Annotated in this window: 20 protein-coding genes; 1 reads left to right on the plus strand and 19 read right to left on the minus strand. The window is 44.9% G+C overall.

Annotated features, from left to right (window positions below; translation table 11 throughout):
- Positions 1 to 204: 204 nt before the first annotated feature.
- The 16 genes from spoIVA to MKZ09_RS23430 form a co-directional block, all read right to left on the minus strand.
- Positions 205 to 1,683 carry a stage IV sporulation protein A gene (spoIVA, locus tag MKZ09_RS23355; RefSeq protein ID WP_036676222.1) on the minus strand — a complete coding sequence of 493 codons (1,479 nt, stop codon included), beginning with the start codon at positions 1,681 to 1,683 and terminating at the stop codon, positions 205 to 207.
- A 437-nt stretch (positions 1,684 to 2,120) separates the two neighbouring features.
- Positions 2,121 to 2,867, minus strand: a complete 747-nt coding sequence (locus MKZ09_RS23360) for a DUF3939 domain-containing protein (protein ID WP_256719195.1) — start codon at positions 2,865 to 2,867, stop codon at positions 2,121 to 2,123.
- Positions 2,868 to 2,897: 30 nt separating this feature from the next.
- Positions 2,898 to 3,266, minus strand: a complete 369-nt coding sequence (locus tag MKZ09_RS23365; RefSeq protein ID WP_076134689.1) for a 2Fe-2S iron-sulfur cluster-binding protein — start codon at positions 3,264 to 3,266, stop codon at positions 2,898 to 2,900.
- 34 nt (positions 3,267 to 3,300) lie between these two features.
- A complete protein-coding gene (locus tag MKZ09_RS23370; protein WP_036676218.1) occupies positions 3,301 to 3,480 on the minus strand; it encodes a DUF2768 family protein in 180 nt (59 codons plus the stop codon).
- Between the two features lie 197 nt (positions 3,481 to 3,677).
- Positions 3,678 to 3,953 carry a stage VI sporulation protein F gene (locus MKZ09_RS23375; RefSeq protein ID WP_038572437.1) on the minus strand — a complete coding sequence of 92 codons (276 nt, stop codon included), beginning with the start codon at positions 3,951 to 3,953 and terminating at the stop codon, positions 3,678 to 3,680.
- A 66-nt stretch (positions 3,954 to 4,019) separates the two neighbouring features.
- The gene (locus MKZ09_RS23380; protein WP_076127494.1) at positions 4,020 to 5,060 is read right to left on the minus strand and encodes an NAD(P)H-dependent glycerol-3-phosphate dehydrogenase; all 1,041 of its coding nucleotides are present in this window, start codon (positions 5,058 to 5,060) and stop codon (positions 4,020 to 4,022) included.
- Positions 5,053 to 5,670: a glycerol-3-phosphate 1-O-acyltransferase PlsY gene (gene plsY, locus MKZ09_RS23385; RefSeq protein WP_036676213.1), complete on the minus strand. Its 618-nt coding sequence runs from the start codon at positions 5,668 to 5,670 to the stop codon at positions 5,053 to 5,055. The genes MKZ09_RS23380 and plsY overlap by 8 nt, the downstream gene beginning before the upstream one ends.
- Positions 5,671 to 5,682: 12 nt before the next feature.
- The gene (gene der / locus MKZ09_RS23390) at positions 5,683 to 7,008 is read right to left on the minus strand and encodes a ribosome biogenesis GTPase Der (protein ID WP_036676212.1); all 1,326 of its coding nucleotides are present in this window, start codon (positions 7,006 to 7,008) and stop codon (positions 5,683 to 5,685) included.
- Between the two features lie 176 nt (positions 7,009 to 7,184).
- On the minus strand, positions 7,185 to 8,507 hold the full coding sequence (gene rpsA / locus MKZ09_RS23395) for a 30S ribosomal protein S1 (protein WP_170914203.1): 1,323 nt from the start codon (positions 8,505 to 8,507) through the stop codon (positions 7,185 to 7,187).
- A 174-nt stretch (positions 8,508 to 8,681) separates the two neighbouring features.
- Positions 8,682 to 9,269 (minus strand): lysophospholipid acyltransferase family protein, encoded by a 588-nt coding sequence (locus MKZ09_RS23400; protein WP_036676211.1) that lies wholly within the window; start codon positions 9,267 to 9,269, stop codon positions 8,682 to 8,684.
- Positions 9,266 to 9,976, minus strand: a complete 711-nt coding sequence (gene cmk / locus MKZ09_RS23405; RefSeq protein WP_254848699.1) for a (d)CMP kinase — start codon at positions 9,974 to 9,976, stop codon at positions 9,266 to 9,268. Before cmk ends, MKZ09_RS23400 begins: the two co-directional genes overlap by 4 nt.
- A 207-nt stretch (positions 9,977 to 10,183) precedes the next feature.
- Positions 10,184 to 10,837 carry a flagellar brake protein gene (locus tag MKZ09_RS23410; RefSeq protein ID WP_036676209.1) on the minus strand — a complete coding sequence of 218 codons (654 nt, stop codon included), beginning with the start codon at positions 10,835 to 10,837 and terminating at the stop codon, positions 10,184 to 10,186.
- A 134-nt stretch (positions 10,838 to 10,971) separates the two neighbouring features.
- Positions 10,972 to 12,330 carry a germination protein YpeB gene (gene ypeB / locus MKZ09_RS23415; RefSeq protein ID WP_076134691.1) on the minus strand — a complete coding sequence of 453 codons (1,359 nt, stop codon included), beginning with the start codon at positions 12,328 to 12,330 and terminating at the stop codon, positions 10,972 to 10,974.
- A 322-nt stretch (positions 12,331 to 12,652) separates the two neighbouring features.
- Positions 12,653 to 13,348 (minus strand): glutamic-type intramembrane protease PrsW, encoded by a 696-nt coding sequence (gene prsW, locus MKZ09_RS23420; protein ID WP_076134692.1) that lies wholly within the window; start codon positions 13,346 to 13,348, stop codon positions 12,653 to 12,655.
- 153 nt (positions 13,349 to 13,501) lie between these two features.
- Positions 13,502 to 14,116, minus strand: coding sequence for a genetic competence negative regulator (locus MKZ09_RS23425; RefSeq protein WP_036676203.1), 615 nt, complete (start codon positions 14,114 to 14,116; stop codon positions 13,502 to 13,504).
- Between the two features lie 234 nt (positions 14,117 to 14,350).
- Entirely contained in the window at positions 14,351 to 14,722 is a 372-nt protein-coding gene (locus MKZ09_RS23430; RefSeq protein ID WP_076134693.1) for a hypothetical protein, read from the minus strand.
- 103 nt (positions 14,723 to 14,825) lie between these two features.
- Here MKZ09_RS23430 and MKZ09_RS23435 point away from each other — a divergent pair, with 103 nt between their 5' ends.
- Positions 14,826 to 15,716, plus strand: a complete 891-nt coding sequence (locus MKZ09_RS23435) for a polysaccharide deacetylase family protein (protein ID WP_179088891.1) — start codon at positions 14,826 to 14,828, stop codon at positions 15,714 to 15,716.
- Positions 15,717 to 15,867: 151 nt separating this feature from the next.
- Here MKZ09_RS23435 and MKZ09_RS23440 read toward each other — a convergent pair whose 3' ends face one another.
- Genes MKZ09_RS23440 through MKZ09_RS23450 form a run of 3 tightly spaced genes read right to left on the minus strand, consistent with a single transcriptional unit; the run spans position 15,868 to position 17,698 of the window.
- A complete protein-coding gene (locus MKZ09_RS23440; RefSeq protein WP_162636769.1) occupies positions 15,868 to 16,680 on the minus strand; it encodes a metallophosphoesterase in 813 nt (270 codons plus the stop codon).
- A gap of 23 nt (positions 16,681 to 16,703) precedes the next feature.
- The gene (locus MKZ09_RS23445) at positions 16,704 to 17,108 is read right to left on the minus strand and encodes a hypothetical protein (RefSeq protein ID WP_076134696.1); all 405 of its coding nucleotides are present in this window, start codon (positions 17,106 to 17,108) and stop codon (positions 16,704 to 16,706) included.
- Positions 17,105 to 17,698, minus strand: coding sequence for a CPBP family intramembrane glutamic endopeptidase (locus MKZ09_RS23450; protein WP_036676197.1), 594 nt, complete (start codon positions 17,696 to 17,698; stop codon positions 17,105 to 17,107). The genes MKZ09_RS23445 and MKZ09_RS23450 overlap by 4 nt, the downstream gene beginning before the upstream one ends.
- Between the last annotated feature and the right edge of the window lie 66 nt (positions 17,699 to 17,764).

Here is a 17,764-nt window from a genome sequence, read left to right on the forward strand (position 1 = left end):
GAGCAGAAATTATCATCTATCCTTGCATATTTATCTAAATTCAAACTAATTTGTTAGACCTATTGGAGCAGTTAAGGTCTTTATTTCATCAGAATAATTGAGTCAGATTCACCGTTATTATAGGAACTAGGAATCAAGTTTTAGGATATATACAAATAAAAAGAGCAGGATTTCTCCCACTCTTTGAATTTATTTATATTCAGCTTAGAGAATAATTGCAATAAGTCCGCCGGAACCCTCATTTATAATGCGGCCAAGCGTTTCTTGCAGTTTGTAGCGCGCATTATCCGGCATCATAGCTATCTTGCCTTGAATTCCTTCTCTTACAATGGAGTGCAGGGAGCGGCCAAAAATATCGGATTCCCAAATCTTAATAGGATCATTCTCAAAGTCCTGCATCAGATAACGAACCAGCTCTTCGCTTTGCTTTTCCGTTCCGATGATTGGCGAGAATTCAGACTCCACATCCACCCGAATCATATGAATGGACGGTGCCGTAGCCTTTAAGCGAACCCCGAAGCGAGAGCCCTGACGAATCAGTTCTGGCTCGTCGAGTGCCATTTCGGCTAAGGATGGAGCCGCGATACCATAGCCAGTAGTCTTGACCATTTCCAAAGCTTCTGAGAATCGGTCGTATTCTCGTTTCGCATGTGAGAACTCCTGCATAAGCTGGAGCAAATGATCCTTACCGCGGATCTCAACCCCAACCACTTCCATCAGAACTTGATCGTACAGCTCTTCTGGAGCATACAGGTCGATCTCTGCTACACCCTGACCCATGTTCATACCACTTAGGCCAGCTTTATCAATAAAGTCATATTCGGTGAACTGAGATACGAGGCGGTCAACATCCCGCAGGCGGCGAATGTCTTTTACCGTATCCCGAACGGAGTTCTCATAACTACTACGCAGCCAGTGGTTTTCTCCAAGCACCATAACCCAGCTTGGCAGATTTACATTTACTTCATGCACTGGGAATTCATAAAGCACTTCCCGCAGCACACCAGTTACGTCATCTTCGCTCATGTTTGCGGCGCTTAGCGTCATAACTGGGATATCGTATTTGATGGCTAGCTCGTTACGGAGCTGCTGCGCTTCTTCACTGCGCGGCCGGGTGGAGTTAATGACAAGCACAAACGGCTTACCCACTTCCTTCAGCTCTGCAATGACGCGCTCTTCAGAGTCCACGTACGAGTTCCGCGGAATTTCTGCAATCGTACCATCTGTTGTTACCACTACACCTAGCGTTGAATGCTCCTGAATAACCTTACGTGTCCCGATTTCTGCCGCTTCCTGAAAAGGAATAGGCTCTTCAAACCAAGGTGTAGAGATCATTCGTGGTCCATTTTCATCCTCGTAACCTTTTGCACCCTCTACAGCGTAACCCACACAGTCTACCAGACGAACATTAACCTCAAGCCCTTCCGCAACCTTGATTTGGACTGCGTTGTTTGGCACAAACTTCGGTTCTGTCGTCATAATCGTTTTGCCTGCTGCGCTTTGCGGAAGCTCATCCACAGCTCTTACTCGATCAGCCTCATTCGTGATGTTTGGCAGGACAATTGTTTCCATGAAGCGCTTGATAAATGTCGATTTCCCCGTGCGAACCGCGCCGACGACGCCAAGATAAATGTCTCCGCCGGTACGCTCGGCAATGTCCTTGAAAATATCCACTTTTTCCAAAAGAGATCCCCTCCTCATATTACTCCGAAGAAAAAATGCCTGAAGAGCATCGACTTCGCGTTCCGCCGGTAATCTGACCCTTGCAGGACATCAACCGGACTTATCGTATGCCCGCCCGAAGCCTAGCTGCTTTCGACCGGGACGTACTTGCCCCGCGCTAAACTCCGAATGCTCGGACATGCATTTGGACTAGTATCATCATATGTATCCGGAACGAATTTATGACCCGTATTCGCGCATTTCACAATGTAATTTCAAAAAAAGTTAAGTCTGCGCGCCGCAAGGCGTCTGATGCCCGGAAGCTTACTCATCCATCTTATGAGGTAGGATTCTTTGATAGAACTATTTTTAGTGGATGCTGAGATTAAAAGGTTATAAACAAAAAACGCCTAATGCCCCGGATAAAACCGAAGCTTAGACGTTTTTGAACTTTAACTCTAACTTGGAGGCTGCGGGATCGGCTGATTATTAATCCATAGATACGGCAAAGACTTTACGGGAACGTAATATGAAGCTTCCTCCAGATCCAGTCGCAAGTCCTGATTCTTGTCGTGCTCTCCACCCTTCTTATCGACGGCAGCCATGATATCAAAAACATAATCTACGTAGACAGTTCCATCCTTATCCAGGATAAAATCAAGAACTTGACCGGAATAGACACTAGTTAACGTTATAGAGCTTGTACCCGCCTGCTTATGATCAATGGTATACAATCCGGGGTATAGCTCATCAAGCACAGGCAGGTTGCCGCCATGAGCTGATTTGTAGCGGTTAACCTGTCGTTGCACGTCATTCACCTTTTGAACCGTAACAAGGTCCATCACCTTCACCACAGGATCAATTTCCTCATTCAAAATAAGAAAATAAGCACTTCCACCCTGCTCAAAAGCGGTAGCCGGTATATCATCCAAATATCCCTTATTAATCAGCTTCCCCAGGTCGATACGAAACTTCTCATACCTTGGAGTAGTTTCATCCGCATTAAGAATGGGCAGTACCCCTTCCTCCTGTTGATAATCATCAACGGCTGCTTGTATCCGTTTAACACTTTCCCGATAATTAACACTAGCCCGCTTCTCTTCACCTGGGTATAGACAGCCCGAAAGCGTAAGCGCGAGCGATACCATCCCTAGCAAAAGCTTGGCCCCTGCCTTCAGTTTCATTTTATATCCTATAAACTCCAACCGAGTCCCTCCCACGGTGACATTCTTACGCTACCACAGCTCATCTTCTTCCCCACGCCGCGCTGCTTCAAGCTTACGGCGCACCGCAGCCTTCAGTGGATCTTCCGGCACCTGAACGGTTACGTCGCTCCATACGGCAGCCTGACAGGCCAGACGCGTTCCTTCTTCTAAGGCCGATCCAAGCTTACGCCGCTCAATATCACCGGGAGGCCTTAGTGCAGCAGCCTCTTCCTTCGCGACTGTAACCTTACACATCAGACAGCCTGCTTTGCCTCCGCATCTAGTTGTTATTGGCACTCCTGCTTTACGAGCAGCCTCTAATAACGAAATGCCACGGTTCACAACAGCTTTACGACCTTCTGGTAGAAATACAACGGTAACTCCTTTTTGTGATTTCATGATGTTACTTCCTTCCTCAACGCTATGTAACTGCTTACATAATTGAAACAACTCCGCCCAATAGGCCCACTAACATGATGACAAAAGCAAGTATAGACAGTACAGCCTTAAGCAATCCCTTAGTTTTGCTCCGAGCAAAAGTTATAAGAAATACTGATAATCCCATAATCAGCATCGCAATCAGGGATAACCACATTTTTGTCATCGGATCCATGGTCAAAGCCCCCATTCACCTGTAATTTATTAGGGACTATTATATCATGACCTTATCCTTTTCTGTAAAAAAACATCATTTTTTATGTATTATTTTAAATAGATTACGCTTCGTGAAAATTATCAGGAATATAAAAAAAAGCAAAAGACGACGGAATCATTCATTGATCCGTTTTCTTTTGCTCACCCAACATAAAGCTATTTTTTAAGCATCATTTTCATTAAAGACTCCATTGTGCTGGAACCTGCGCCGCCTTTTTTAACGGCATTGATAATCTCCTGCACAGTAGCTTCACTGACCGGCACTTTCGCCATTGATGACACCTGCTTAATTAACTGGCGGAGCTGGGCTTCATTCTGCGTAGTTCCTGGCTTTACCGTACTGGCTAGCTTTTTGACGGCACTTTCCGTAATGTTCTTGCCCGCCTTTTTGTTAATGGCGTTCAATGCATCCTTGGAAAAATCTCTGCTCACTTTTCATCCCTCCTCCGTCAATCCCCATTACAACATATGAGAATTTGCGGAAAAAGGTGAACAGGATCAGGAATGCCACTGCTCCCAAGTTTCCTGGGAGATCGACTCAAGCTCAGGCTTACGATCACGACCCATCAAGGCTTCAACCGCACTGCGTGGGCTTCTTCCTTGAAAGAGCACATGATAAATCTGATCCGTAATCGGCATCTGCACACCCAGCTTGAGCGAAATTGCATAAGCTGCTTCGGTAGTACGAATACCTTCGACTACCATCCCCATGGATTCCAGCACCTCGGCCAGCGGCTTGCCTTGACCAAGCATGGACCCAGCGCGCCAGTTACGGCTGTGCTGACTAGTAGCCGTCACAACAAGGTCGCCAATTCCGGCAAGGCCGGCAAAGGTCAAAGGATTGGCTCCAAGCTCAACTCCCACCCGAGATATCTCGGCGAGTCCACGGGTCAAAAGCGCTGCTTTAGCATTGTCCCCATATCCAAGGCCATCGGATAGACCTGCACCAAGGGCAATAATATTCTTAAGAGCTCCGGCAAGCTCTACCCCAACCTGATCACGATTCGTATATACACGGAAATCGTTGTTGATGAACAATTCCTGCGCTTCGGCGCTACGTTTGTCATCAGGTGAAGCAACTACAACTGTTGTAGGACACCGGCGTACAACTTCCTCTGCATGACTTGGACCGGAGAGGACGACGATCTGCCCTTCGTCACAGCCTAGTTCCTCTGCAATTACGATGGACATCCGCTTATTACTTTCCGACTCAAAGCCCTTCGTAGCATGAACACATAACATGTCATCCTTCCAGAATGGCTTCAGACTGCGAGCAACCTGCCGCATTCCTGATGACGGAGCTACAATTACAACCGCCTTAGAACCGGACACTGCCGTTTCCATATCCGTAGTTGCAATAATGTTAGCTGGCAGAGCGATGCCAGGCAGATACTTATTATTCGTATGAGAGCCATTGATCTCGGCAGCTTGATCAGAGTTGCGTGTCCACAGATAAACTTCCGAGTGGTTTGCAGCCAGCACACTAGCCAGTGCAGTTCCCCAGCTCCCCGCTACAAGTACGGTAACTTTATCAGACAACACGATTCCCTCCTTTAACTTTTGAGCCTATCTTGTTCTCACGGCCTTCTACGATCTTTACAATATTCGTCCGGTGCCGCCAGAAGGCGAAGACCGCAATAATAATACTGGTCCATAGCACAGGTTGTGTAAATCCTGTCAACAATAAAGCCACTGGTGTCAGTGCTACAAATATTAATGAGCCAAGGGACACGTAACGTGTGATAAAGATAGACAGAATGGCGATGATACCGGCGAGCAGCGCTGGCCATAAACAAAGCGTAGCCATAACACCGATCGTAGTAGCAATGCCTTTCCCCCCACGAAAACGAAAATAGAGCGGCCAATTATGTCCGATGATGGCAGCGATTCCGCAAAGAGCCGGAACCCAGGTTCCCCAACCGCCGACCCAGGTTCCTAACCATACAGCGGCCACCCCTTTCAGCACATCCAGCAACAGCACTAGTATTGCAGGACCTTTACCCAATACACGCAGTGTATTGGTAGCCCCCGCATTTCCGCTTCCGTATTGACGGATATCAATTCCCTTTAGCAACTTTGCAAGCAGTACACTAAAGCTGACAGAACCAAGCAAATAGCTTACAACGATAACCAGAAGTTCAAGCGCCACACTTCTTCTCCCCTAACCTTCGTTTTCGGATTTGCGCCGTGTAAAGAGACGGATTGGTGTTCCTTCGAAATTAAACGCTGCGCGAATTTTATTCTCCAGATAACGTTCATAGGAGAAGTGCATCAGCGACGGATCATTCACGAACACCACAATCGTAGGCGGCTTAACCGCAACCTGCGTTACATAGTTAATACGCAAGCGACGGCCTTTGTCAGTTGGTGGAGGGTTAATCGCGATTGCATCAGATACAACGTCGTTCACCAAATGTGTAGTAATGCGCAGTGCATGCTGTTGAGATACATGCTGTACAACAGGCAGCAGCTTTTGCAAACGCTGTTTGGTTAAAGCCGACAAAAAGACAACCGGTGCGTAACTCATAAACAAGAAATGGTCACGAATCTTCGTCTCGAAGTTCTGCATAGTCTTATCGTCTTTCACGATGGCATCCCATTTGTTCACAACAAAAATAGATGCTTTACCAGCTTCATGTGCATAACCCGCAATATGCTTGTCCTGATCGATAATGCCCTCTTCGCCGTTAATTACAACGAGGACCACATCAGCCCGTTCAATCGCACGCATAGCACGCATAACACTGTATTTTTCAATGTTCTCGTATACCTTGCCTTTTTTACGCATACCTGCCGTATCGATAAGCACATAACGTTGCCCATCACGTTCAAAAGGAGTATCGATAGCATCTCTTGTTGTCCCTGCAATATCGCTGACGATAACACGTTCTTCGCCCAAAATCGCGTTAACCAAAGAGGATTTACCTACATTCGGACGGCCAATCAAAGCTACACGAATGACATCCTCATCGTATTCATCATCTATTTTCTCAGGTAGGCGCTCAACTACAGCATCTAGCAAATCGCCGAGTCCGGTTCCGTGACTACCAGAGATTCCGATTGGATCGCCAAAACCAAGGCTATAGAACTCATAAATGTCATCCGCACGCTTCATATTATCCACTTTGTTGATGGCAAGAACGACTGGTTTACCTGAACGGAACAGAATCTGAGCTACCTCTTCATCTGAATTCGTTACACCACTCTTCGCTTCACACATAAATACAATAACATCCGCTTCCTCAATCGCCAGCTCCGCTTGAACGCGGATTGATTTCAGAATTGTATCTTCTCCATCAATTTCAATACCTCCGGTATCAATCACACTGAACGATTTACCGTTCCAATCTGAAATACCATAAATCCGGTCACGTGTAATCCCCGGCTTATCTTCTACAATGGCTAATCTATCGCCAATCAGCCGATTAAATATCGTCGATTTTCCGACGTTAGGCCTCCCAACGATTGCCACAACGGGTCTTGCCATATTCATTCCTCCTGTCATCCTTACGTTACTCATCATAGCAAAAAACATTTAAATTGGCTAACAATCATGTTAACTCTCATCAATCCGACCAGTTCCGAAAAAAAGACAATCGGCGAACCCCCGTATCGAGGGCTCGCCGATTACTTTACCCGTATATTCAAAAGCTCATTTAGGGATTAGTTATTACCCTTAAATTTGTCCAGCTTGTCACCAAAACGTTCAGCAAGCGTAAAGCTAAGGCCTTCGTTGCTAAGGGAAACGTTAGGGTTGTTCAGAACTTCTTTAGGAGCTCTGTCTCTGCTATTGCTGCGTTCAGGTCTAGCAGATGGAGCTGGAGCTTCTTCAGTTTCTTTGATGCTCAGGCTAACACGTTTCTCGGATGGATTGAAGTCCAGAACTTTCACTTGAACTTCTTGTCCTTCTTTCAATACTTCGTGTGGAGTAGCGATGTGTTTGTGGGAGATTTGTGAGATATGCACAAGACCTTCCACACCCGGAAGCAATTCTACGAACGCTCCGAAGTTCACAAGACGTTTTACAACGCCTGTTACAACATCACCGATGTTGATTTCGCCAGCAGCAGAGTCCCAAGGACCTGGAGCAGCAGCTTTGATGCTCAAGCTGATTTTTCCTTTTTCAGGATCAACCTTCAATACTTTAACACGTACTTTATCACCTTCAGATACTACATCAGAAGGTTTCTCTACGTGACTCCAAGCGATTTCAGATACGTGTACAAGACCGTCAACTCCGCCCACATCAACAAATGCGCCGAATTGAGTCAGACGTTGTACTGTACCTTCGATGATTTGGCCTTCAGATAGTTCAGCCATAATTTTCAGCTTGTTAGCTTCGAATTCTTCTTCAAGAACTTCTTTAGCAGACAAGATTACTTTGCTGTTCTCACGGTCAAGTTCTTTCACTTTAACGCGCAAGGTACGGCCTTTGTAATCACTGAAATCTTCAACGAAGTGACGCTCTACCATGGAAGCTGGGATAAATCCACGAGCTCCAACATCAGCTACGAGGCCGCCTTTAACAACGTCAGCCACAGTAACTTCGAAAGCTTCTTGGGAAGCGAAGTATTTCTCAAGATCTTCCCATGATTTTTCACTATCAACAGCACGTTTGGAAAGAACAAGGCTTTCCTTGTTGTCGTTGATGCTGACAACTTTACATTCTACTTCCTGTCCAACTTCTACTGCTGCAGCAGCGTTGTCCAGTTGTACTGCGGACAATTCGCGAATTGGAATCACACCGTCGTATTTATATCCAATGCTTACATAAGCTTGGTTATCTTCGATTTTGACGATTGTTCCTTTCACGGTATCGCCTTTTTTCAGAGAAATGATTTCCAAGTCAGCTTGGTTAGTCACTTCTTCTTCGTTAACGGCAGCAACTTCTTCTACAGCTCCGTTATTTTCTGTCACAGCGGAATCCACCGCTTCTACGGATTCATTCTTTTCCGCAGCTTCCTGATTTTTAATTTCTTCAGACATGTGATTAGCCTCCTCGATTCAAAACCCCATTTATTTAAACCTGCGTATAGCAGAGTTCAAAACAAGCCATGCATAATATTTCACTTACACTTGATGATAGTATGTTCCAAAAAATAGCGGCTATGCCGTTATTTAATCAAAACATTGAGCAAAATTTGTTGTTCTGCTCATCCCTTAACTAGCACTTGGTTTACCTGTCTCTTTCATCTCACGGATGCGATCCATAATGACATCGGTAACAGCCTCGAGAGATTCGCTCCCCGCACCGGCAAATTGACTAAGGTCTACAGGAGCACCGTAGACAACGACCATGCGTCGAAAGGGTTTATACTGGCCGATAATAGCCGCTGGAATAACTGCTGCGCCACTTCGAAGTGCAAAGCTAGCAGCACCCTTCTTGGCCACTCCGGCATCAGAGTTACGCGTACCCTCCGGGAAGATACCCATGACATTACCATTACGAAGTGTGTTAAGGGCCGTTTTTATGGATTCTTTGCTTACGCCGCCACGTTTCACCGGAAAAGCACCCAATTTATTAATGAGCCAGCCAAGCACCGGAACCTCAAACAGTTCAGCCTTAGCCATATACTTTACCTGACGGTCCAGCTTAATTCCAATAGTCATTGGATCAAGCAGACTAATGTGGTTAGCGCAGAGCAGTACCCCGCCCTCCTTTGGCACATTTTCTTTCCCCACAATCTTAAGTGGGAAAAGGATTGCGTAAATCAAGCGAAGCAATCCAACACAAATTGCATAAATCATAAATGATTTCTCTCCCCGTCAACATGAGATCTACAGTGGGATACAATGGCCTCCACAACTTGATCGATATTCATTAAAGTCGTATCCAGAAGAATAGCATCCTCTGCACGGCGCAGCGGTGAAATCTCCCGTCCTTCATCCAGACGGTCCCGCTTTGCAATATCGTGTTCAAGCTGCTGAAGCGTCACCGATTCCGCGTCTCTCAGTTCCTTATAACGACGGAGAGCTCGTTCTTCCACACTTGCCGTCATAAAAATCTTTACCTCGGCATCCGGCAGCACGGTTGTACCGATATCGCGGCCATCCATTACCACGCCTTTGCGAAGCGCCATCTGACGCTGCAATTGACTCAGTCTGGATCTAACATCCTCGATCTTCGCATACTGCGACACAAGGCCGCTAACCTGAAGGCTCCGAATATGTGGGGTCACGTCTTCCCCATTAATCAGCACCTTCTGAATATCTCGTTCCGGAATAAGTTCAATCACCATGTCGCGAACCTTCTCGTTCACTCGATGCTGATCTTCCGGTTCAATGCCTTCTTGGATCATATACCAGGTGATTGCCCGGTACATTGCACCAGTATCGACATAGATATAAGACAACTTCTGGGCTACCAATCGGGCTACAGTGCTCTTGCCTGCCCCGGCAGGTCCGTCGATGGCGACGTTTATTCTGTCATAAGTATGTGTACCCTGCCTATCCAACGGGGCATTCCTCCTCAAACACTCTTTCATAAAAAAAGCATCTAGCGTTACGAAAACTATTCCTGCAATATCAATAAGCACACATAAATTGTTATGCTTGATGATATTATCAAGAAAAAAGCAGGCATTGCCTGCGACTTATAAAATTATACCACAGTTTATACTTCAGTGCAAAATCAGACAGCTTAATAGAGCTGTAAAAAATGCTTATCTGTTGCGGAAATCAAACTGACGTTCGAAGCAATAACGGATAATTTTCTGGCGTTCCAAATCTGAAATAGCGACAAATTTCAACATCGCTAAAAGACGTCCATTTTCTAGCTTTTTAATGCGCACTACTTCACCTTCAAAATTAACATGCTCCGTGCTTCCGTTTCGATAAGGCACCAGTACCCAGCAGGACAATTTATTACCAACCTCCAGCTTAACCTGGTTATCCACCAAAAAGGAGATTCCTCCACCACCAATATCATCTGTACGAACCAGGAATCGTTTACCAAGGCTATCCTTCACAGCAAGCTCTAGATCAGCATTCACTCGGAAAAAGCTTCTTCTCTGGATCTTAAAAATCGAATCAGTCTCCGGCTTTTGAATCCGGACCATACGAATTACATCTTCTTTAAAGCCCAGAACATAAGTATTAAAGTAATTTTTGATGCCACCCTCAGTTAGAAAATAAACCGAAAGCTCGTCCCCCATAAAGAGCCTTTTTAGACGACCATTGCTCTCCTGCATAGGAATTTCAATCAGGAATGCGTCTTCTTCCGTCTCTGCAATTCTTGATCTATATTCAACTTCTGCTTCAGCAGCGTCACTGGAAGCAACCTGTATGTATAGATATTCGTTAATTTTAGGATACAAAGATGTCACCGCCACATCAGTTTAGTAATTATCACTACCCCTGATTATAGCATGGGAATATCAGCCAGTCAGATATATTTTATAGATATTGCAAAAAAAAGGGACGCACCCAACTGCTGGATGCGCCCTCCCTTTTATTTTGCCTCAGACCCCGAAGAAGGTCTGATTTCTTCCACAGACTCTTCAATTCCATCCTCGGCGTTAATGTAAATACGATACTTAGAGCCATTGACCCCTCCACCGAACTCGTAAGTCAAGACCTCGACGGAATCATCATTTTTAATCCAGGACAGGCGGTTGTATTGCTCCTTGAAATCAGAATTCAGAAATTTCCTTGCCTCTGCAAGGGTAAGTTTTGGTTTTGGAAGCTTACGGTTGTCCTTGTGCTCATTGACGTATTCGCTGGCCTCAAAACCGATGGTATCACCTGTATCCAGCCCCATACGAATGGTCATCTTTTCAGGATAAATCAATACTTCATTCTGTTTGGTTACAAAGGTCAAATTCCCGATATTATCGTAACGATCAGCGCTGACTGCAGTCATATGTGGATATCCTTTTTTCTCTAGAAACTGCTCTGCTTTGGTTACTGCTTCTTTAATAGAAACTTTGGCAGGGCCAACCTCACGGTTATCATAATAAGAGATCAGCAACCCGCCATTTTTGGTGAAATCCATACTAATGGTGTGCTTCTTATTCGAAGCGCTAACAGTTGCTGTATAGGATGGCCATTCGGTGTTCTTCCCATTTTCTTTAACATCCACTTTAGCATTGGAGCCCGCATCCGCGAACTTCAACGCCTTACGTTTGATGTCTTCGGCAGTCACGGGGGTACCTCCGAGCATTTTGACGGAACGTTTATCGTAGATGCTTGCTACTGAAGGACCCCAGTCTAGCTCAGGATATGCCCCTACACGTTTATCCACCGTTTTGAAGCCGTCAATAATCGTGTTGTCCTCCGCTTTATTTTCTGTCGCCAACGCCGTTTCAACATCCATCCAGCGCAGCCGATTGCCAATGACTTTATTTTGTACCTCTTGCAAATCCTTAGAGATTTCTCCTGAGTTCTTATACAATGCTTTTAGATTGCTCAGCTCTCCATCTGTCAGAGGTTTTTTAGTGAAGTCACGAATCCCGGCTTTATAAGAAAAGTTGGAGATTTTGGACAGAAACTCCTCTGTTTTACTAAATGGCAGCAAGGTCAGCGGCAGCTGGTTAATCTCATTTTGCGCCTCACTAGTCATCCGCCACACATTCACAAGTCCTTTACGGTGCATCCCATTAGAAGCAGAGTTAACCGCAAGCGTATTTCCAAGCTCACCATGAAGACGGTCCACATGATAGGACAAATCATGAAAGGCGCGTTGATATTGATTCTCCGCCTTAATTAGTATTGAATTCTTCTCCTGATTCTCCTGATAACCCCACACAAGCGCACCAATCAGCAGCAGCGCGGTCAGCGGGAACATTACAGCACTTAATCTTTTGTACATAGGGCTACAAGACTCCTTTCGATAGCTTATTGGCGTTAGTTTGACAATAAACTAGGAGTCTTATGCACTGAAGTTGCTACACAATGTGACTATAACGTCCGCTCATGCTCTCTCTTCAATCTCAAAGCCACTGCTATTACTGCAAAGGCATTGTTTAAAGCCGGTTTGAATGACACCCTGCTCTTTAATCCCTCTTAATATGTAAGTCTCACCGCACTGTTTGCAAACGATACGTACTTTTATACGCAAAAAAAGACACCTCTCTCCTCTCTGGAATTCCTTACTAGGAACTGCCCTTCGAATATAAGTGTGTCCATCTCGATTATAGGTTAACCTCTTCTTCACGTTTCAGAAAGCGGAAAGGAGAACGGCTGTTGGCCCTAGCAACCTTTCCCATACCTCCATACCATAGAATAGCCATCAAAGGCACAATAAACCATATCCAATAGTTGGCTGTCGTACTCAAAATAAAGTCATATATCCCATGCCACATCCATGGCAACAGGAGAGAAAACACCAGAATTCTGCGGGTATGAACTCCTTTTGAGAACTTCGCCCTTCCCATATGGTAGCCCATGATCACACCAAACATAGCGTGTCCAGAAACCGGAAGAAGTGCTCTCAGAAACATTGATCCGATTGAAGCGTTGCTATACCAAGCGTACATTACATTTTCTATTGTTGCGAAGCCGAGCGAAATCGCCACAGCGTATAGTATCCCATCATATGGCTCGTCAAATTCGGTATGATTGTAAATCATATGGTACAGCACAAACCACTTTAGACATTCTTCCACGCCAGCGGATATGAGAAACGACTCCACATAGGGACCACCATTTAGTCCCAGCATCAGCCCTCTCTGAATGATCATTACTGGAAACACAATCAGAAGGCCGAGCAAGAATACTTTAATGACTACATGAAGCGGTTCTTGATCATACTTGTCTTTCAGATAAAAAAAGGTCAACAGAGCAAGTCCCGGCGCTACTGCCGACGTAATAACCGATAACACGAGCACCGAATAACCTCCCTACACCCCTAAACCCTATTACTGCTGTTACACAGCAAGGTAGATGATAACTTTGATACAAGAATGACCGACATATCACCAACAACAAGACTAGGGCTGATCGGCCTAAACAATGGTCATCAGCCCCTAGATCTTGCCTAATTACTCCTGACGCTTAAAATGAGTGCACAATAACTGGACCGCATTCTCCGGCATCACTGTTTTCCCGTATTCATCGAGAACAGCTTCTGTGACCGGTGAGGAATCTCCAAACTCAGCAAGTACGCCAACAAGACCTGACAACGCCGTTTCTTCAAATTCCTTTGGATCGAAATACAGATACCATTTATTGTTATAAGAATACAGTTTCCCCTGGGAAGTAATATTACCGATGAGCACATGAGCCGCTTCAACCAGAACCTCGAAATCGCGGAATGCATATACAATGGAGTCGCTTTGTTCAAGAGTAACTTCCATTTCATAAATCTCTTCTGGCAATTCTTCTTCCCCGGACGCACCGTACTGATGGTGATCATATTTTCCTCGGGTCACTATAACGACCATGCCTTGCGCGGGCAATGCGAAAACTTCTACGGCAAGCGGACCCGTGGCATCAAAACCTAGTTCACTATATGCTTGATCCATCATCTCCGTAAACAGGTCATGAACCTTAGGAACTTCCTGCCACATGTCTTCCTTCTGTATGCCCCGCTCGCTCAGGTCGTCAAAAGTGAGGAAAATCCGTATCTTATCTTGACTTAATCGCTCTATTCTCATGACAGGATCCTCCTTTTGCAAGCTCATTTATTATAATGTATGATGAGTCCCGAGTAATGAGCCAAAAATGGTTACTATGTAAGTATGTTATCATTTTGCCGAGATAAATGCACGTAAATAAATATATAAAATCCTCTCTATTGAATAAACCATTTCCAAGGCCCTGAATAATAAAAAAGAATCATTCTGCGGAATATTTCATCCCCAAAATGATTCTGATGGAGTCCTTTACGGTTACAATCCCGGTATGGTTGTATGCGTTTCTTTAAGAATCTGCTCTACTTCGCTCTTTACTTCAGGATTGCTGCGAATGAATTCCTTTAACAATTTAAGATTGGATTCCTTCGACTTCACTGGTGATTCAGTCTTATGCTCAGAAATCCCGCTGCTTGAACCGTTACTTTGAGCATTACTGCTTGAAACAGCAGTGTTACCAAAACCAGTCGTGGCCATACCGATTATTTTTTCTTTAGCTTTATCTGCTGCTCCACTCATGGGACCACCCGATTGCCCTAGCGAAGACATTAAAGAATTCCGCTTTTTGGACATAATCATACTGGCTGCGGCGCCCATCAGCACCCCGCATAAAAATGACGAAGTATTCATATTTCCAGCCTCCTTGTATGGTAAAATCATGTTTAGTGTTCGCGGAAAGATTCCGGCTCATACAACCTAATAACAAGAAAGCGAGTTGAAAAAAGTGGGTAAAATGACATCAGTGCTCCTATTGGCTACCTTGCTGCTTACTGCCTGTGGCAACAGCGGTGCAAATGGAAATACAGCCAAGGAAACAAACACCACCACCAACAATCCGCCCACGGCGGCAGCTACACAAAGCGCAGAAACTACGGCGCCATCACCTGAAGCAACAGCCAGTCCTACCCCTGAAGCAACAGCAGATGGAGGTACTACAGGAAATAGTACAGCCAGTAAGGGCGAAGCATCCGCTGAAATTCCACTGCTGTACCATATGAACAAAAATTACGATATCGTCCCTAATGAGGAAGCTACAAATAAAAAAGTGGTTTTGCTCACCTTTGACGACGGTCCTAAAGATGCGGCAATGATTAACCCTTTGATGGATGTTCTGGACAAACATCAAGCTAAAGCCATCTTTTTCGTGAATGGTTATCGTGTTAAGGAGCATCCTGAGCTTCTGGAGTTAATACATAACCGCGGTGGAATTATCGGCAACCACAGCTGGGATCATATTGTATTGAAAGACAAGTCCTATACTGAGGTTAAAAAGCAAATCGAAGATGTTCAAAATATTGTCAAAGAAACGCTGGGAGAAGCTCCTCACTTTTTCCGTCCGCCACATGGTGCTGGCGGGGATGTTGGCAAGAAGGTCGCTGCCGAGAATGGAATGTTATACATGACCTGGTCTGTAGGCTCTCTTGACTGGGAAATGAAAGAAAAAGAAACGGGTAAGACAGAAAAATTGATCAGCAATGTTACCGATCAGCTGCATTCTGGCAGTAATATCCTGATGCATGAGCTACCATGGACCGTTGAAGGTCTGGATACCCTGCTCACTACACTTGAGGGCAAAGGATATAGCTTTGTTGATCCGCGCAGCATTGAGCTAAAAATGCGTTGATCTCATTATCCGTACATGTCCGATAATTGCTTCGTCAGTGCAAATGTTTCAAATCAAACGAAAAATAGAAGGGGGTTCCAAAAGCCATTTCCATGGCTTTGGACCCCCCTTTTTTTACGCTACCTATTTTTCTTACTGGAAAGAGCAAGCACTATTGGGTTGATTTACGCAGTGTCAGCACATGCATTTCAGCAGGACTGCCCCAGCGAATTGGCAGATGTGCTGTTCCAAACCCTCTACTGATCAGCAGCAGCGCATTTTTTGCGGAACCGTCACCTCTTGGCCAATTAAACTTTCCAGCGTCATATTTATGATAGAAATGCTCAACATGTCTTTGACCCACAAACGGAAGGATCACCTGGCCCCCATGCGTATGACCTGCCAGAATCAGGTCCGCTGGCACACTTTGGCGCTTGGACAACCAAAGCGGATCATGTACAAGAATTATACGACAGGTATCTTCAGCAGAAGTGTTTGTGGCTAATTGCGGAAAAGGACGGTATGGAGTTTTGCCCCCATTTTCCGGAAAATCAATTCCGGTTAACCAAAGTTTAGCTCCCTCACGTTCAAAAGCCACATTTTCATCCATTAACAGTTTTGCACCACTGTCCTGAATAATCTCATCCACCCTTGTAATATTAGCCCGATAATCATGATTTCCATGCACTACATAGGTAGATGCAATAGAAGTAACTAGAGTCATATTATCGACAAGACGATTTAAAGGGCTATCTTTTTCCGTTAGATCTCCTCCCAGAAAGACAACATCTACTCCACTCTTTAATGGCATCAGAAGCGAGGACGGAAGGCGGCGGCGATGGATATCTGTTATAAACAAGATACGAAATCCATCGAACTCTTCAGGTAGCGAATCTAGCATTATTTCCTCGGTAATAATTCTGTTTCTAAACGCGTTGATCACCATGATTATGACAACAGCCGCAGCTATCAATAGAATGGCCAAGACCACTCCCCATGCCCATGTACTCACCATAATGTACTCAGCGGAGGCGCTCCTTCAATTCCCCACCAAAGCAGCCCTATTAGCAAAATAACAAAGATAAAAATCAAAGAATTCACAAACATCTTGCTTAAACGAACTTTTTCTGAAGAATAAGTATCTGAACGAGAAGGAACAGATTCTTCGTCCTTCTCTTTACTTCCTGTGGAAGAGCGCTTTGCAGAACCTGCTGGGCGGCGAGCTTTTCTTGATAAAGTTGCCGTAGAAACCCGAGCGGTAGCATTTTTCTTTATAGGAGTAGGCTTCTTTTCAGGAGTAGCCTTTTTTACAGCCTCCGAAGTCCGCTTTTCTTTTTTACCTTTGCCAGGATGTTTGCTTTCACTCTTGTGTTGTTTTTGTCGAGACTTTACCCGGCTTAATTCCTCACTCATGATTCCCTCCTATAGCGGATCACCAGACCTGAGATCAGGTCGATGAAGAAGTGACATAGTATAGGGGCCCAGAGGCTGCCCGATTGAATATAAATATATCCAAGACCATAACTGCTTAAGAATACCCAGCCGGTAGGTACAAAGTGACGTAAATAACGGACATGAATAAGAGCAAATACTATACTCGTCCAATAAGGGCCAATGGAATATTGGATGGCTCCGCGGAATAAGAGCTCCTCACATACCGATACAATTGCTGCTATGACGATAATATGCCACACAGGGCGATTTCGAAATAAAAGGTCGTTTATTCCACCATCATCCATGCTTTCCTCAGGGACAATATGTGTCAATAAATAGTCAACAATTAGCATTGCAGCAGCAAGACCGAGGCCCCATGCCACAAAATGTACTTTTTCTGGAATAATTAATAGCTGAAAAGGATTTCTTTTCTGAAATAATATCCATATCAAACCGATAATTAATGTGAGCCCCTGAGTGATATAGAGATTGAGCAGCAGAAGACGGTCTGTCAACTGGCCTGGTTCTACCTTTTTAACCTTAATCTCGCCAAATTTGAATTTTTTCATCGTGACCTGCCTGTTCTTTATTTTTTTCGGGCCGCTCCGAGAGAGAAACCGTCCATAGTGTTGCTA

Source organism: Paenibacillus sp. FSL R5-0908 (assembly GCF_038006245.1).
GTDB lineage: Bacteria > Bacillota > Bacilli > Paenibacillales > Paenibacillaceae > Paenibacillus_AQ > Paenibacillus_AQ odorifer.

What these genes read in the sequence shown, in the direction of transcription:
- MKZ09_RS23365 (WP_076134689.1), bottom strand. Translation starts at nt 3,266, where the DNA reads ATGAAATCACAAAAAGGAGTTACCGTTGTATTTCTACCAGAAGGTCGT.
- MKZ09_RS23370 (WP_036676218.1), bottom strand. Translation starts at nt 3,480, where the DNA reads ATGGATCCGATGACAAAAATGTGGTTATCCCTGATTGCGATGCTGATT.
- der (WP_036676212.1), bottom strand. Translation starts at nt 7,008, where the DNA reads ATGGCAAGACCCGTTGTGGCAATCGTTGGGAGGCCTAACGTCGGAAAA.
- rpsA (WP_170914203.1), bottom strand. Translation starts at nt 8,507, where the DNA reads ATGTCTGAAGAAATTAAAAATCAGGAAGCTGCGGAAAAGAATGAATCC.
- MKZ09_RS23400 (WP_036676211.1), bottom strand. Translation starts at nt 9,269, where the DNA reads ATGATTTATGCAATTTGTGTTGGATTGCTTCGCTTGATTTACGCAATC.
- ypeB (WP_076134691.1), bottom strand. Translation starts at nt 12,330, where the DNA reads ATGTACAAAAGATTAAGTGCTGTAATGTTCCCGCTGACCGCGCTGCTG.
- MKZ09_RS23425 (WP_036676203.1), bottom strand. Translation starts at nt 14,116, where the DNA reads ATGAGAATAGAGCGATTAAGTCAAGATAAGATACGGATTTTCCTCACT.
- MKZ09_RS23430 (WP_076134693.1), bottom strand. Translation starts at nt 14,722, where the DNA reads ATGAATACTTCGTCATTTTTATGCGGGGTGCTGATGGGCGCCGCAGCC.
- MKZ09_RS23435 (WP_179088891.1), top strand. Translation starts at nt 14,826, where the DNA reads ATGACATCAGTGCTCCTATTGGCTACCTTGCTGCTTACTGCCTGTGGC.
- MKZ09_RS23445 (WP_076134696.1), bottom strand. Translation starts at nt 17,108, where the DNA reads ATGAGTGAGGAATTAAGCCGGGTAAAGTCTCGACAAAAACAACACAAG.
- MKZ09_RS23450 (WP_036676197.1), bottom strand. Translation starts at nt 17,698, where the DNA reads ATGAAAAAATTCAAATTTGGCGAGATTAAGGTTAAAAAGGTAGAACCA.